Origin of the sequence: Thalassospira lucentensis MCCC 1A00383 = DSM 14000 (assembly GCF_000421265.1) — a bacterium.
In the GTDB taxonomy this organism is placed as follows: domain Bacteria; phylum Pseudomonadota; class Alphaproteobacteria; order Rhodospirillales; family Thalassospiraceae; genus Thalassospira; species Thalassospira lucentensis.
Genome location: NZ_ATWN01000001.1, coordinates 74,296 through 88,581 on the forward strand (window position 1 = coordinate 74,296; position 14,286 = coordinate 88,581).

Annotated in this window: 11 protein-coding genes; 1 reads left to right on the forward strand and 10 read right to left on the reverse strand. The window is 47.3% G+C overall.

The features are described from left to right. Positions 1–38 precede the first annotated feature (38 nt). The 5 genes from K355_RS0100395 to K355_RS0100415 are packed head-to-tail and all read right to left on the reverse strand — an operon-like array spanning position 39 to position 6,441. Positions 39–1,889 carry a DUF262 domain-containing protein gene (locus K355_RS0100395; protein WP_022730129.1) on the reverse strand — a complete coding sequence of 617 codons (1,851 nt, stop codon included), beginning with the start codon at positions 1,887–1,889 and terminating at the stop codon, positions 39–41. Further along, the gene (locus K355_RS0100400) at positions 1,886–2,386 is read right to left on the reverse strand and encodes a hypothetical protein (RefSeq protein WP_022730130.1); all 501 of its coding nucleotides are present in this window, start codon (positions 2,384–2,386) and stop codon (positions 1,886–1,888) included. Before K355_RS0100400 ends, K355_RS0100395 begins: the two co-directional genes overlap by 4 nt. Next, a complete protein-coding gene (locus K355_RS0100405; RefSeq protein WP_022730131.1) occupies positions 2,383–4,320 on the reverse strand; it encodes an AAA family ATPase in 1,938 nt (645 codons plus the stop codon). Before K355_RS0100405 ends, K355_RS0100400 begins: the two co-directional genes overlap by 4 nt. Further along, the gene (locus tag K355_RS0100410; protein ID WP_022730132.1) at positions 4,317–4,517 is read right to left on the reverse strand and encodes a hypothetical protein; all 201 of its coding nucleotides are present in this window, start codon (positions 4,515–4,517) and stop codon (positions 4,317–4,319) included. The genes K355_RS0100405 and K355_RS0100410 overlap by 4 nt, the downstream gene beginning before the upstream one ends. Next, positions 4,501–6,441 (reverse strand): DEAD/DEAH box helicase family protein, encoded by a 1,941-nt coding sequence (locus K355_RS0100415; RefSeq protein ID WP_028791181.1) that lies wholly within the window; start codon positions 6,439–6,441, stop codon positions 4,501–4,503. The genes K355_RS0100410 and K355_RS0100415 overlap by 17 nt, the downstream gene beginning before the upstream one ends. 201 nt (positions 6,442–6,642) lie before the next feature. Between K355_RS0100415 and K355_RS0100420 the strand changes: the two genes are divergently transcribed. Continuing rightward, positions 6,643–7,563: a hypothetical protein gene (locus K355_RS0100420; protein WP_022730134.1), complete on the forward strand. Its 921-nt coding sequence runs from the start codon at positions 6,643–6,645 to the stop codon at positions 7,561–7,563. Positions 7,564–7,586: 23 nt separating this feature from the next. On the opposite strand, the gene K355_RS0100425 is transcribed toward K355_RS0100420, so the two are convergent. Genes K355_RS0100425 through dndB form a run of 5 tightly spaced genes read right to left on the reverse strand, consistent with a single transcriptional unit; the run spans position 7,587 to position 13,643 of the window. Next, positions 7,587–8,750 (reverse strand): cysteine desulfurase family protein, encoded by a 1,164-nt coding sequence (locus K355_RS0100425; protein ID WP_022730135.1) that lies wholly within the window; start codon positions 8,748–8,750, stop codon positions 7,587–7,589. A gap of 4 nt (positions 8,751–8,754) precedes the next feature. After that, a complete protein-coding gene (gene dndE, locus K355_RS0100430; RefSeq protein ID WP_022730136.1) occupies positions 8,755–9,129 on the reverse strand; it encodes a DNA sulfur modification protein DndE in 375 nt (124 codons plus the stop codon). After that, a complete protein-coding gene (gene dndD, locus K355_RS0100435; protein ID WP_022730137.1) occupies positions 9,119–11,074 on the reverse strand; it encodes a DNA sulfur modification protein DndD in 1,956 nt (651 codons plus the stop codon). The genes dndE and dndD overlap by 11 nt, the downstream gene beginning before the upstream one ends. Then, positions 11,071–12,540 (reverse strand): DNA phosphorothioation system sulfurtransferase DndC, encoded by a 1,470-nt coding sequence (gene dndC / locus K355_RS0100440; RefSeq protein WP_022730138.1) that lies wholly within the window; start codon positions 12,538–12,540, stop codon positions 11,071–11,073. The genes dndD and dndC overlap by 4 nt, the downstream gene beginning before the upstream one ends. Then, positions 12,537–13,643, reverse strand: a complete 1,107-nt coding sequence (dndB, locus tag K355_RS0100445; RefSeq protein WP_022730139.1) for a DNA sulfur modification protein DndB — start codon at positions 13,641–13,643, stop codon at positions 12,537–12,539. The genes dndC and dndB overlap by 4 nt, the downstream gene beginning before the upstream one ends. Positions 13,644–14,286: the final 643 nt, after the last annotated feature.

Sequence of the window (14,286 nt, forward strand, 5' to 3'; positions counted from 1 at the left end):
GTTTTATCGCTACTTAAAAGACATCGATCTCTTGCTCTCTAAATTGAGAAAATGGCCATGCATTGATCTAGAAGATCCTGTTGGCGAGTTTTGAAGCTCTCAAGGTTCCAAGTGTCGTACTCTGCAATTGCACGGTTGATTGCTAAGTCCGATTTGGAGAAAACTTTCTTTTTTTGTTCAAAGGATTTATTGGCAACAGCATCATTTTCAGCTTGGCTCATAACTGTAAGGTTTCCAAGCGAGTTGATATACGGCGTCAGTTGTGGGTCTAGGTTCACCGAGTTTGATGCCTCTATGTGTTCTAGCGTTATGCTTCGGAAGTCTATAACCCGCGTAACGTCTCGGCAAGTTGGTGTTCCTTGTGGGTTTTCACCATACCACCTGCTCATATGCTCTATCATAACTAATGCATACCGAAGTGGTTTTCGAGTGTCTCTACCATATTCCAAATTGAGGAGACGCTCTTTAAAAAGGTCGTTTCCTGCGTATGCAGATATCAATGTGGTTAGGTCACCTTTCAAGTCACTTATGCGGAAATCACGTGGATTTGCTCTAAGCGTTCGAATATGAGCTTCGAAAACTGGTTCTAAGGCATGAATTGGAGCTCTAATAACAACGCCATAACGAAAAGAAAATCGTTCAACTAAGTCACAAACACTCACGTAGGCGCGTGGCTCCAGGCAGGCAGCAGCATGCAAAAAAGGGATGCAGTAGCTCTGATTTAAAACTGCCGTAAGAGCATCGAAACGAGACCGAAACACAGGTGTAAACCTATCATGTGCCGGTTGGCAGATCTGTCCACTAGCTATGGTCGATAGTTGCTCCACATCTCTCCTGAGTTGACCAACCGTACGGAAAACCTCTTGGGCTTCTTCCGTGGTTGGCTTCTCGTCTGATTGTAAAAGAGGAAACAGTTCTTCCTCGAGCTGATCAATGGGGGCATTTTTCTGCCGTGCGATGCCTGTGCGGGAGTAAAATGCAGCATCCAGAGCGTCATCAGGGCCAAGTTGGGTTGCTGCAAGGATCACGTCCCAATCTTGCGCCATCGCATCGATGTCGTTGTTTTCAAGCTTCTTGGCCGCAAGTTCGAGAGTTGATGCTCGAAGAAGGTCAGTGTTTGTCACAGGGACGCCACGGCTGTTGAGAACACGGTAGATACGATTTGCTTCTCGGTCCGTACCAGCTGCAAGTTGTACGATTAGCCAATCCTTAAGGAAAACAACATAAAGGCTATCCAATATCCTCCGTATGTCTTCCTGGTTTTCTGCTCGGCTCTGCAGCTCATTGAGATAGGATTCAATTGCTGAGTTGGCCTTTTCAAGGCGTTTGTGTGAAGCTCGGGTAGGGGTTCTGTCCTCCTGCGCCAATAAACGTGCAAAGAAGGGATCGTCTGCTTTGTTCAGTATGAGTTTACGTACTGATTTTTGAGATTTGAATTCAATGTCTTGTGCACATTCAAAGGCATGTGTCAGATTTTCTGCTCGTGCTCCAAAATAAACAGCAAGTTCTTCAGCGTCTCCGGAACCTCGCGCCGTTGTTTCCGCACGTTGATATTGTCTCCTTAGGGTCGTAATGAGCATAAAAACTGTTGCTAACCTTTGCTGACCATCAATAATGATCAGGTGTGGTCGTGATGTGCCGGAGACCTCACCAGGACTTGTTACGACGGCTCCGAAAAAATGAGGTAGTGGGGTGGAGGCCTGCCGTCTGCGGCGGCAACGTTCCACGTCGTCGATGAACACAGAAACTGCGGCGTCGTCCCATGCATAGTCTCTTTGAAAATCCGGAACCGAAAGTGTTCCAAATCCTCCAAACAAAGCCGAAATAGTGGTTTGTGAAGGCCGGAAACTTAGTGCTGCTTGTAAGGACTGATTCTCTCCCCTCGTCATTTCCTGGATACCTCTCGTTCCCAAAGGTCGTGGAATCTGAGCAAGAATTCTTGCGCCGTCACAGGTTTTGGCTGGAGGTTTTCGGCAATGAACTCGAAACCACCCGCAGCATAGAGATTTGCTTTGGTCATACCGTTCCCTTCGCTCAGTCGAGTTGGGGAATTGACATCCAGCAGTTTTGCGATCTCTCGCTCAAAATCTCTGTCTGAGTATTCTTCTGTGTCTAATCGTCTAAGCTCTGCTTCTACGATTAGACCCGCGATGAACTCTTTGCTGCTTTTGAAGGGCTCCGGATAACCTTCAATGAAATTCGTGCTCTCTAGGTCACTCTCGCGTCCTAATCCAGACAGGCATGTACCAACTAATAAGCAGGCATAGTAGGCATCAAAGAGAAGTAAATCACGGCTTCTATCTTGCTCTCTGGGAGAGCTCTGAAACATTCTCTGGTCGCGATATCCAAAATATTCACGTGCACTCTTGTGAAGAATGAAACTCATAATGATCCTTCACGTTTGGAGTGAAAACTCATGAACTCTTCCTTGCCATTCAGCAACTTTGGACGTCCAACTACCGGGTCGACCGATATGGTGACAAACTCAACGTCGTCTTCACTGCGATCGAAAAAAGTATCCGCAAACCCCTCCCGTTCACTCGAGATAACAAAAATGATCATCTGATCGAAGAGAGGAGGGATAAGTTGCCCTATTGTTCTACGTATTTGAACATCTAGAGAGACTGCAGGGGAATCTACCACAAAAGGAAACTTGTGAGGTGCTTCGGCAAGCAAAGCCGTAAGGAAAGCATAAGAAACCGCTAGTTTCTGGCCTTCACTGACAGAAGATTTCAACTCGACCTTGTCTGTGGTCAATCGCAAGCTTCCATCGATCGATGCCACTCTAAGCGGCTCGTTCGCTAAGATGTTTTCAAGGTGGTGGTTTGTGGAGAGTTTGATCCGCTTTCTAAGTCGTGTAATCGCACCTAATTCTACGTTTCGGACTAAAGTCTTGAGAGCTTCAGTCTTTTGAATGAATTCGTATGTTCCGGCAGCGGTATCACGTTTCCTACTTCTATCTTTAACTTCATTGCGGCATGCGGGAATGTTTGTTTTCCAGGCAATATCGCTAATTTGCAGGTGATTGCTTGTAAGCTTGTCTAAGGATTCGAGGATTCCTTCCAAGAGGAAGGTGATTTTGGTCTTCTGCTGCTTGAACTCGCCAATTTCAGTAAAGCCAGCTTCCTCAAGTTCATCTTCGATGCGAAGTCGGCGTTGCTCAGCAAGTTGCAATCCATCACGAGCCGCTCGAAGCTGTTCTAAGGTACTTCCTAGTGTCTCTCCACGTTGACCGGAGTCCCTTAGAGCCAGTTTCATTTGATTGATCACGGCAATCTGATCGTGCCCAAGAAATTCCTTAGCATTTGCGATGATTGCATTTTTTTCTTCCGGTCCAATTTTGTGACCACATATGCACTCGTCTTCCTCTGCTAACTGAAGAAAGAACTCCTCCGACATGGTGCGCGGTAGTTTTAGTTTTTGCATCGTGCCACCAAGCGAGTTTAAACGATCTCGGACGGATGCATGGAAAAGTGGTGGGGAGCGAAACAGCTCCGTGGATCGTGTTGTCAGCTCAGAAATCGCAACTTTATCTTGAATGATCTGCGCTTTCACCTCAGCAAGTTCGTCTGAGTACTGCTCTTGTTGGCTCGACAGCTCTCCAATCTTTTTATCAAGTTCGGAAAGTTGCGTTTCTGCCTCCGACTTACGGTTGAGCAATTTGCGCTCTTCACGCTGCAAATGTGCGAGCATGATTTCCGCTTCTTCAAGGTCCTTCGTGAACCTGTCGATTGCTTTCTTTGTCGTCGCCGCTGAGATAGATGCCGCATTGCTTCGGCGCTTCTTCGCTTGGGCGTCAATATCCCGATACAGATCTCCAAAGCTGTCGAGTTTATAAAGTGCTCTGATGGAGTTGTCGGCTCGATCTGCCCCATGCTCAATAATTTCCGCAGCAAGCTCTCCGTCGAACACGAACAGTTCAGTTATACCCTTTTGAAGACTGTCTCTCAGGGTTGTCGGCAATCGTCCCGTCCTGTTACCCCCAGAGCGTGCGCCCACTGACGTCGTAGTGTACTCACACCTTCCGAAGCGGAAGTCGAAATTCATCTCGACGCGCCATGGTTCATCATCAATTGTCAACGAAAGTTCAAAGAACCCATTCTCAACAGAATCATCAGCCTTTAGGCTGTTAATTTCTTCTGTAGATAAGTGTGTTCCCGTCAGTGCGTCGCGAAAGAGACGCATTGTTGTGGTTTTTCCTGTACCATTAGGCATTTGGAATAAAGTCCAGCGCTTTGGATGCGCTGAAAGATCAATATCAATATCTCTAAGGTAACCCCTTAGGTTCTTGGCACGCCACCCAGTTATCTTTACCCTCATTCTGACCTACCTTTATTCGATAGAGGAAGGTCCTCGATGAGATCAAAAAGATCAGATTCCTCAAACTGGCCAATCAGTTTGTTGATTAACCGCCGTTCGAGTTTCTTCCCATAAGGGGTGTCTTGCAGTCCCGCTTTTGTCAGTGCGTCTGTTATAGCATCCACAATGTCGTGGTCTACTTCACTTTGTTGGCCCATTGTGCTCTCCATCGCATGGCGCAACCGCCGACAACTGCGTAAACCACTTATAGCGGTCAATATCTGCTGAGGCGTTTTCAGTACTTTCGTTTTCTTGTTCAGAAAAGTCTACGAAATCCAGTACATGCGCGCGTTTAGTTGGGTTCCCCGGATCCGTTCTCAAGCAGCGCCCTAATCTTTGGATGGTTTCGAGCTTTGCCCTCGAGGAGGAGAAGAGCACGATGTTCTGGACAGATTGAATGTCGATACCCTCCGACAGTCGATGGCAACTTATAAGACACTCTAGTCGTCCCTCTGCAAATCGTCTGAGGTTCTCGCTCTCGTCCGTTTGAAAATACGTGTGGTATGGGATTTTAGCCTTCATCAGCAATTCCTGTACATCTTTACCGAACTCCGCAGTTTCGACAAAGATGAGGCACCTCCTGAAAAGATGTGGTTTGTCAGCAAGGAAGTTCTCAAAAGAAGGGATTTTTTCTCTTGTTATTTTGCGAACGCGCGCAATATCTCTGTAAAGGGCTTCATCGCTATCTAACTCACCCGCAGCTTGCTTCGCATGATGCCGCTTGATCAGGTCACGGATTTGCACTTTGTCATCGTCAGACAAGGTGTAGCTGAGTGCTGTGTATTCAAAGTCACAGAGGATGCCCCTCTTTATGGCGTCTTCCAGCCCAAACTCGAAAACGACTGGACCAATTTCCTCAGTAATGAAGGCATTTCCTTCCTGATCGTACTCACGTTCCGGAGTTGCACTTAAGCCCAGCCTATAACGGAATCTGCTAAGCTGCCCAGACAGATTCCGAACCATGGACGGCGACCCCATCCCGTGAACTTCGTCGCAAATAAGTAAAGACTTATCGACATCCTTGTCGTGAAGGTAAGGGATAATGTTCTTGAGTTGCTGCCGGGCGATCAAAAGTATTTTAGGTAGTCGGCAAGTCATATAAGCAGAAGCTTCCTTCCACTTGCCGAAGTGGCGAAATACTGCAAGATCTGAATTTCCGATGGCAGATTTGTGCCACTGATTCAGTAAATCAGTCCCGGACATTGTGATTACTACGGCGTTGATTTGTGCGCGTTCTAACAGCTCGTCAAGAATCTTGAAGGCAGTTCTGGTTTTGCCTGTGCCGGTAGCCATTTCCAACACGCCATGCCTTGCTTCAAGAAAGGAGTTAACGGCTTCAGTTTGATGGGCCCATTTGTCTTGGGATAGAGTTGGGGGCTTGCCTGGTGGCGCTTTGTAGGGCCTGCCTTGATTGTTCGTGAACTGAACCAAGTTTCTTCGGATTGCGTCCGGCAAAGGGAGTACGCGAACATTTGGGTCTTGATTGTCCCAAAGGCGTTGAAAGCGATACTTGTGCTCAGAGACCCGCTGTGCTTCACGTTCGTCAACCCACGAGTAAAATACACTAATGGATTCATAATTGCGGAAAGCACTCGCACTATCGTTTTGAGACCCGTGAAAAGCGACATTGTTTCCATGGTTATCGAGAAAAATGCCAAATTTGTCGTGAAAATCTCCGTCAAGATCGCCTCTAGGAATTGCGATGCGTATGTCCAGTAGCTGATCCGCTATCATCCAAGCTAAAGCTGTGAGCGTTTGAGTTTCTAGGGCGAACGGTAGGTTCTCTACGGCACTTTTCAAACTCTCGTAAAGTAAGCTGTCCGTTTTTGCCTGATCTCCCTGATTCAGTGCTGCCCAATCTTCCGAACCCATATGCGGGCTTACGACAAACCTTGCACGCCCCGCATTTCCGGCGAAAACGGCCAATCCGGAAGAGGCTAAACGAAGCCAGTTTGATGTAAAATAACCAACACCTCGGTCGTACCGATTGGCCAAAGCTAAAGCAGGGCCATAGAACTCAGAAATCATCCTATTGGTTGATGTGTTGAGCGACGGCAATATTGGTAGCTGGCTAAGTGACATGGATAATAGCTGCTTTATTCGAGTGCAAAGATGAAGGCTCAAAGATTTTTCATCATCAATAAGAGCTTAGCAGTAACATCTTGGCTTTGAAAATATTAACTTACGGCGCATTGTGACCATGTCTAATGCGAAATGATCAACACGACTCGGTGACTGAAGATAGGTGTAATGTGCTGCCTGTTGAGGAGTTCAGATATATCTATGATGTTGGAACACGTCTTGCAAAGTGAAATCGATTCTTTAAACGATCAGTTGCAGGCGCAGCAAGAGCCGTTTGACGAACTGTGGTCTGCCAGAACCCATATTTCCGGTGAGATCTTTTTGGTGTCACTTAGAATTCACGCTCTGCGTGTACTTAGAGTGGTTGGCAGCCTCGCCACTAACGGAGAACATTCAGTATGGGGTGGTGTATACGACAACCTTCATACCGTTGTAGCGCTGCAGAGTATCGCGCTAGATACCGATGTGCATGGAGAAAGTCTCATGTGTCGTCCAGCTTCAGAATATCATGACATGAAGTCTGGAGCCAAGGAGCGGTTTGTCGCAGGGAAACTGGTTTTTCAAGGGGCATGGAACGCTCTTGAAATGGCGGGAAATTTGCTTTCGACGGGTATGGTAAATGCAACTATACAAGCAATACGTCATCAATTGGCCAAGGGTAGCTATCGTCCGTTCTTTGGATTGAGAGAAGCACTTTTTGACGCACACCGACTTGTAGCTTGTTACATTGATACCGAACATGTTGCTTACCGAGAGGCTATTGCGTCGGGCAATTACCTTTGCGTTGCAACAGAGTACCTTCGCCAATTTAGGAACGGTATTCTGCATGGCAAAATTGCGGAGACAATCTCTTTCGACTGTCAGGAAAATTCAGAATATGGAGCACCTAACTTACAAACTGAACTGTTTCATACCCAAATTCGTCTGATCCTTTTTTTGCTGCAGGCGGTCATTGTTAGGTTGGAAGACAGGCACATTATGATCTGGCCCAATGATGGTGACTATGTCGAGGAGATTATTTACGGTCTCCAGAAAGAAAACTCTATAGAAACTGATGGTGCCTGGGGGGACGATATCCCATTGACCCTTTTTGCAGATCAAAAATATATAGATCAAATATAGGTGTCTTGGAGTTAACTTTTGCGTTAGATAGACCGCAGAAGTAGTAATTCTGACGTCGCACATACGAAGAGATCGACAATTTTGGCAATGTCTTGCTCTTTCGTCTGGCGCCCCAGTCCCAAGCGGAAAGCATTTCGTGCTCGGGGGGTCTTTCCAAACATTGCTTGAAGGACGTGAGATGTTGCCACATGCTCAGTCGCGCACGCACTGGATGCTGAAAAACAAAGGTCGTTCCTGAGCTTCTGCATTAAGGCCTGTGGGACGACATTGTCGATGCTTAGCGATAGTGTATTTGGTAATCTAGGTACATCCGAACCGTTGATCTGGAGCGAGATCTTATCTTGTAATTCTTCCTGTAGTCGATCCCTGAGGGCACCAATCCTTCGCGCGTCGTCGTTCCACTTTTCGCCAATCAGTGCAAAAGCGTGACCGAGTCCCGCGATACCGGGAGTGTTCAACGTTCCAGCTCGAAGTCCTTTCTCTTGCCCTCCACCGAACAGAACTGGGTGAAGATTGACCCTGGGTTTCCGGATGGAGCGATAGAGTGCTCCAACACCTTTGGGACCATAAGCTTTGTGGCCAGAAAAACTGGCCATATGGATTGGAGTTCCGTTTAGATCTAAAGGCATATAAGCGGTAGCCTGTGAATAGTCTGTGTGGAATAACGCCCCGGCAGCCTCTGCTAGGTGTGCAGCTTCAGAAATCGGCTGTAAAACCCCCGTTTCATTATTCGCGGCCATGATAGAGACAAGACCAGTTTGACTGCATAACACATCAGAGAGCTCATCTAACAAAATCTGCCCGTTTTCATCCACTCCCAGCCGGGTAACCCGGGCACCTTTCTCTTCGAGATGGTCGAAGCAAGCCAAAATCGATGGGTGTTCGATCAACGATGTGATGCAATGGGTTCGACCAGTTTTCTTAAGCTCTGGATATGATCCAAGAATTGCCAAGTTGTTTGCTTCTGTGGATCCACTCGTGAAGAGGATTTCCGACGCTCTACAGTTAACGAACTCTGCAATTTGAGATCGTGCAGCCTCAACAACTTTACCCGCGGCGGCACCTTGATTGTGTTCTATACTTGATGGGTTGGCATAGGCGTCCCGGCTTATGCGAATTACTGTTTCTAGAACGGCTGGGTCAATTGGCGTTGAGGCATTGTGGTCTAGATAGATCGAGTTTGCCATTGGTTCAAACGTTCCCTGCAATCAGTTCTGCTGCGTCTGCTGGAGACTTGATCCGCACAGACAATTGTCGAATCCCACGGTCTATGTGTAAGCGAAGCCGTTCCAGAAGAACGCTTTCGTTGACGTCAACGTCTTCCAAGCCGAACTCAACAAATTTAAGCATATCAATAAAGATGGGTTGGAAATCTCCAAATAATGTATATGCATTAAATTCCTGCCCATCTTGATAATCTTCAGAGTTACCAGTTACAGGTCCTGCTTCGAACGACAAAAGCATGGCCATTCTACATGCTAGGTTGGGTGTTAGACCCGCGCGTTGCGCAACAATTTTTGCGTGCCCTGTTGCAGTAGGTGAAATGCGGAATTTATTAATGTGCACGAGAGAACTCCACTGCGCTGCTGGTCTTAGTTGGCCGGGTTTCCGATATCGTCGTGGTTAGTCCCCCATCAGTCACTCCAATTTGATAACGACGCTTCACGTGCGGTTCAATAATCGAGGCGAGATCGGGGGTTAGCTCTGAATCCGTGCATAGCATGACGACTTGGGCGCTGGTGCGGGGAACATAGTTTGCCATCAAGCTGGTTCGATGTTGCCGATCTAAACGAGACAGTGGTGTGTCGATAATCATCGGCAATTCTCGCCCGCTGGTCCGTCCGAGAGCCCATAGCATTGATATCGCAAATAGCTGACGTTCGCCGGCAGACAATTCTGAAGGAGTGATTTCCTCATCTGCCGCTCGGAATAGCCTAATGTGAAAGGTTTCAGGGTCTACCAAAACCTTTTGAACAAGCCTCTTGCGCTTGACTAAGCCATTGAACGCCTCAATGAAATGACTGGAGAGTGAAGCTAACCGCATCTCAACAATGCGTTTTTCATAGTCGTTTAAGGCAGCCTGAGCGCGGGTAGCGAGATCTCTCTGTTCCTCTGCTCTTGCTGTATCAAAAATGGCGTCTTGCACTTTGCGTAGCTCTCGATCTAATCGCTCTACAAGTGCTCTTAATTGTGTCGCTTCAGTTCGCTTGCGGTTAAGCTCAGCCTCAAGTGCTCCAAGTTCATACTCCGCTTTCTTTAGTTCTTCAAAAGCACCGGTGGCACCACCTGGCCTGAAGTTCTTAAGTTGATTTCGAAGCATCGTACGCTTGCTTTGAAGTTCGCTGAGTATTGTGGACAAAGTTGCGACCTGGATGCGCTCATCTGCTACAATGGCAAGTTTGCTAAGAACCCAATCCGGATCAGTGCTCAGCGAAATCGTGGTATCTGTTGTATATTCATTATCCGAGAAGGTTCTGAGCGCTTTGAAATGAGAAGCCGTCCAGTCACCGTCAGTTTTGTTGTTCATTTTATTTTCAAATGAAGTAATAAATTCCTCAATGTTTCTGTTGGATTGCAGTCTTTTGGCTCGTTCAACTTCATAAGAAAACGTAGCTACAATTTTTGGAGCTAGTGCAAAGGGGGCTGCACTATTTACTAGACTTTTGAATTCGGCGGTGCGTTTGGTTAACTCTGTCTCTGTTTTCTTCAATTCATCCGTTAAAGTGTCGCGGCTGAGCGCAATTGAGCCGCCTTCTTGCTCAAAAAGAAGCTGAGCTGCTTCACTGCGGCGGGCAAGCTGAATGCGTTTGGAAGCAAGAGAGCCGATTTGCTCTTCGGTAATAACGAGCTCGGTTTTTGCCACTTCTAAGTCTCGTTTAGGCGCTTCTGGATCTGGAATGTTGTGATGGTCTGCGTTGCGTGATTTGTAAAGTGCCAAGTCACCCCTAAGTTGGTCGATTATGTCGATGCCTAGTAGGGATTTGATAGCCTCAGATAGGCCTGCATTATCCTGATTATCTGCTATATCCTGAATCTTCTCGCCATCGAAGAAGAACAACTGTGAAACACCAGCTGGTATTATGTCTTCAAGATAGTGGTTCCAATCATCACGCGGGATCTCGTCGACTGCGTTCCCATTGCGATCAAATTGTAGAGCCTCTATGACACTTGCGCCTCGGGATGCCCAGGATCTCCGAACAGTATAGGTGTCATCCTTTCCGAGATGTTGGCTCTTGAACACGAGCTCCACATATGCGTTTCGCTCCTGAGCAGTACTATTGATCCGACGAAGAAGGTATTGCTCGTATTCAGCCTGCCCAACGCGAGGGCCAAGCGAGCGTTTACCGTAAAGCGCTAGCCGGACAGCTTCAAGGAAGGTAGTTTTACCAGACCCGTTGTGCCCAACTATCAATATGACCGACTTATTGGCTTCTGGGTCTGGCGTAAGGTCGAACAGATGATGTCCACCATAAAGACCAAAGTTATGGAGGCGGAGAGATTGCAGTATCATGTTTCTGTCTCAAAAAGCGGGTCTGATGAAGCGTGTTGCCTTTGAAGTGCAAGTCGCTCTTTGCGTTCCTCTAGGACTGCGTCCTCGCCTCTCCACTCTTGTTCGAGAATTGCCGCGACTTTTCTATGGATATGTGTTCGTCGTTTCAGTCCTCGAACTGAGCGTTCTGCTTCAAGGAGTTGTGCCAATAGGCGTGGAGGAAGATCGTGTTCACTGCAAACTTTAGTGAGAACTTCAGCGTCGCTCGGTTGAAATTCATAGTTATCCGTCCCATCGAGGGGTAGTTTCCTGCCTGTGATGGACATCACAATTTTGGAAACTGCGTCGCCCCAATCACCTTCTTCGCTTCTCCAGATTCTGCGAATTTCGCGAAGCTCCTCGTCCTGTATCAGAGTAGTTTTTTCGCCCGGCGGAGCATTCGTATTGACCAACTCCTGTGCTTCGAGAAGTTTTTGCAACAGCTCTTTTCGGTAGTCGAAGAGATAGGGGCCAGGAATTGATGTTTCCGCATCGCCGACAAAGGTAACCGAGCCATCTCTGCGCTTAAAGTCTCTGAATTCCCGCTTTCTATCAGGGTTTTGTGTCGCTGCGAGTTCATTACGTAGATCCAGAAGTGGTTCTAGCCACTCTTCGCCATTTTCGACCAAAGCTTCCATCGCTTTATCTTGAGTGACGACCGTACAAACCCAGCAACCGAAACGCGAATTCCCACAGCTTTCCGTCTGTTTGTCGACAACAAGTGGGCATTCGCCTGCTTGGGCGTTTCGATACATCGCCAAAAGGTCACTATTATCTGAGCCCCAAGGGGACTCATTTTGAAGTAGGAATGCCCAGACATCGTCGACACTGAAGGCCTCAATCGGTGTGAAGACGAATGCTCCAGGAAGCGTGGAATGTTTGGATAGGGCTGTGCCATCGATTTTGTGCAGCGACATAACTTGTGCACGCGTCGCACTTTCCGAGGATCTCACGCCCAAAACCATGACAACCTCACCAAACTCCGCGACGCGGTTCTTGATAAAAGTGTTGGCAGGGTCGATCTTTAGTCGTTCTGTGCACCAGCGGAATCTCTTTGATGGTGCCGGATAGCCACGGCCGATAAGGTTTACCCAGAAGCTGTCTGAAATCTCTGGTACAACCTTTTGCGCTGAAATCGGCATCCCCTGAATTTCAGCTGCTGCATTGATGGCCGCGAGAGTTTCGTCGATGTAATTGACGATGATCGGCGTCTCTACTAGAGTATCTGAACTAAGTACGTAGACTGGTTTACGCCTCTCCTCTACAGATAACTCCTGCACCGCGCTCCAAATTAGTTGGAGTGCACATGTGGAGTCTTTGCCCCCGCTATAGCCGATAACCCAAGGCCGGTCATCGGCCCGGTAGACTGCTCGAATGTGTTCTTTCAGAGCGGCCAGATTTATACTAGCTTTTGGGTTTTTCATCTGAATGTCTGGGTTTGAGTTCATGCATTCACCACTTGTTCGCTCAATGAGGCGACATAAGCGTCCTCATTTGCTTGCTCCTTTTCATTAAGTTGGAGGCCGACTGCTTGAAGCAAAACATTTGCTGCTAAATGAACTGATTTAGTGCTTCCATCAATCCTGTTGGCGCCCATAATACGAGGCCGCCAAAGTTTGGTGTTCCGTTTGCTCCAGTTGATCGTAGAAAGCGATTTTAAAGATGAAGGCCAAGCGATAGGTTTTGCTTCGATCAGCCGTGCACCCATAACCCCCATAGCCTGAAGCATAACTCCATGTGCGTGGACTGTTTCTTTTCGCAGTTCACCAGAAGTGATGGTGCCTAGCATCAGTCGTTGCCAATCTGGGATCGCCTCGGAAATGCTCCACCAATACTTCACCACGGTCTTATCAGTGTCTTTCCCAAACCGATCCGCATTTGGCCCAGCCAGCCATTGGTTGGCTTGATTCAAACTTGAGAGGGTGAATAGATTCTTCGCGCGGTTTGAGAGCGATGTTTTTTCAAGTTCCACAAAACTTTGAAAGAATGGGATAGCTTCAAGTACGCTTGTGCTCAACCGTGCCAATGGGCTTCTTCTATCGTACAACACATTTAGTGAACCGGATGGCCTCACGGCGTTCTTGTTTAAGTCTGCAAACATCTGTTGGCAACGTGCTAGTCCTTGATCGACGAAAAGGACTACGGAGATGGTTTCGTTTTCGAGCTTGGGTCGGGTTTTTAGAGCTTCTTCGATTGCGGCTCTTCTGTGCTGGCCGTCGTTCAGAATAATCCGTGCTGTCATTGACAGCCTAAGTACCCCCACATTTCGGAACTGAAGGCTGTCATTTGCAGGTGAAAACTCCAAATCACCATCAATAGAGGCGCAGAGAGAGGAAAGAATGTACTCTTCGAAATTGTCCGACAGATAGGCTGCTATCTGAGGCACACGAACATTCGATAGCACACGTTGTGCTCTCAAATCAGCAGGCAGATCTTGACTATCAAATGCGAAGATTTTTGGTACCATTTTAAGAGGTACCATAACCACATAATATTCCGATCCAGCTTGAACGCCACGGATTGCAGCAAAGTTGTAGAAATTTCCACTCATTTTCAGCCTCCATTCAATGGAAGTCTAGGGAAATTCGAGTGGAAGTCAATGTTTGTTGGTCGAATTGGCCGGAGTTGTGAGGCCTCAATTAGATGGTTTGGGTGTGAAAACGATGTTGTTAATACCTGTGTTCACTAGCTCGCTCTGTGAGGAAATACGAGTATTTTCAAAGCATTGAGTTCTACTAGCCGCATATATACAGTGCTAAAAATTGAAAGTCGCACGATTAATTTCCTCGCCCAAAGCTAAATCTTAACCACGAATTGTGGCTATACTTTAGGGAGTGGGGTGAGAGCTCGCTGCTATGTGCCATGAAGTTTTGCCAGTTGGCCTTGGCTCTCTTTTTAGTATGCCGTGCCTCGCCGTTGTCATCAGTGTCAATTTCGACCCTAGTGTCGAAATTCTCAACCGTGCTTGGAGTGATAAGTCGATATAATGAGCTGTTGGGTACAGTAGATATCGCATTGAATCTGATGGCTAACGTGAGGGGCTGCTGATCGTAAATAAGGATGGTTCCCAATTTACTATTCTACCATCATTATTTTAGCATCTTCTCTTATCACAAGAAGCAAGTTCATGATCAAGAATAGGCGAGAAAGGAAAAGTGTCCCATTTCCAGCCAATGATAACGGCGTATCGGACG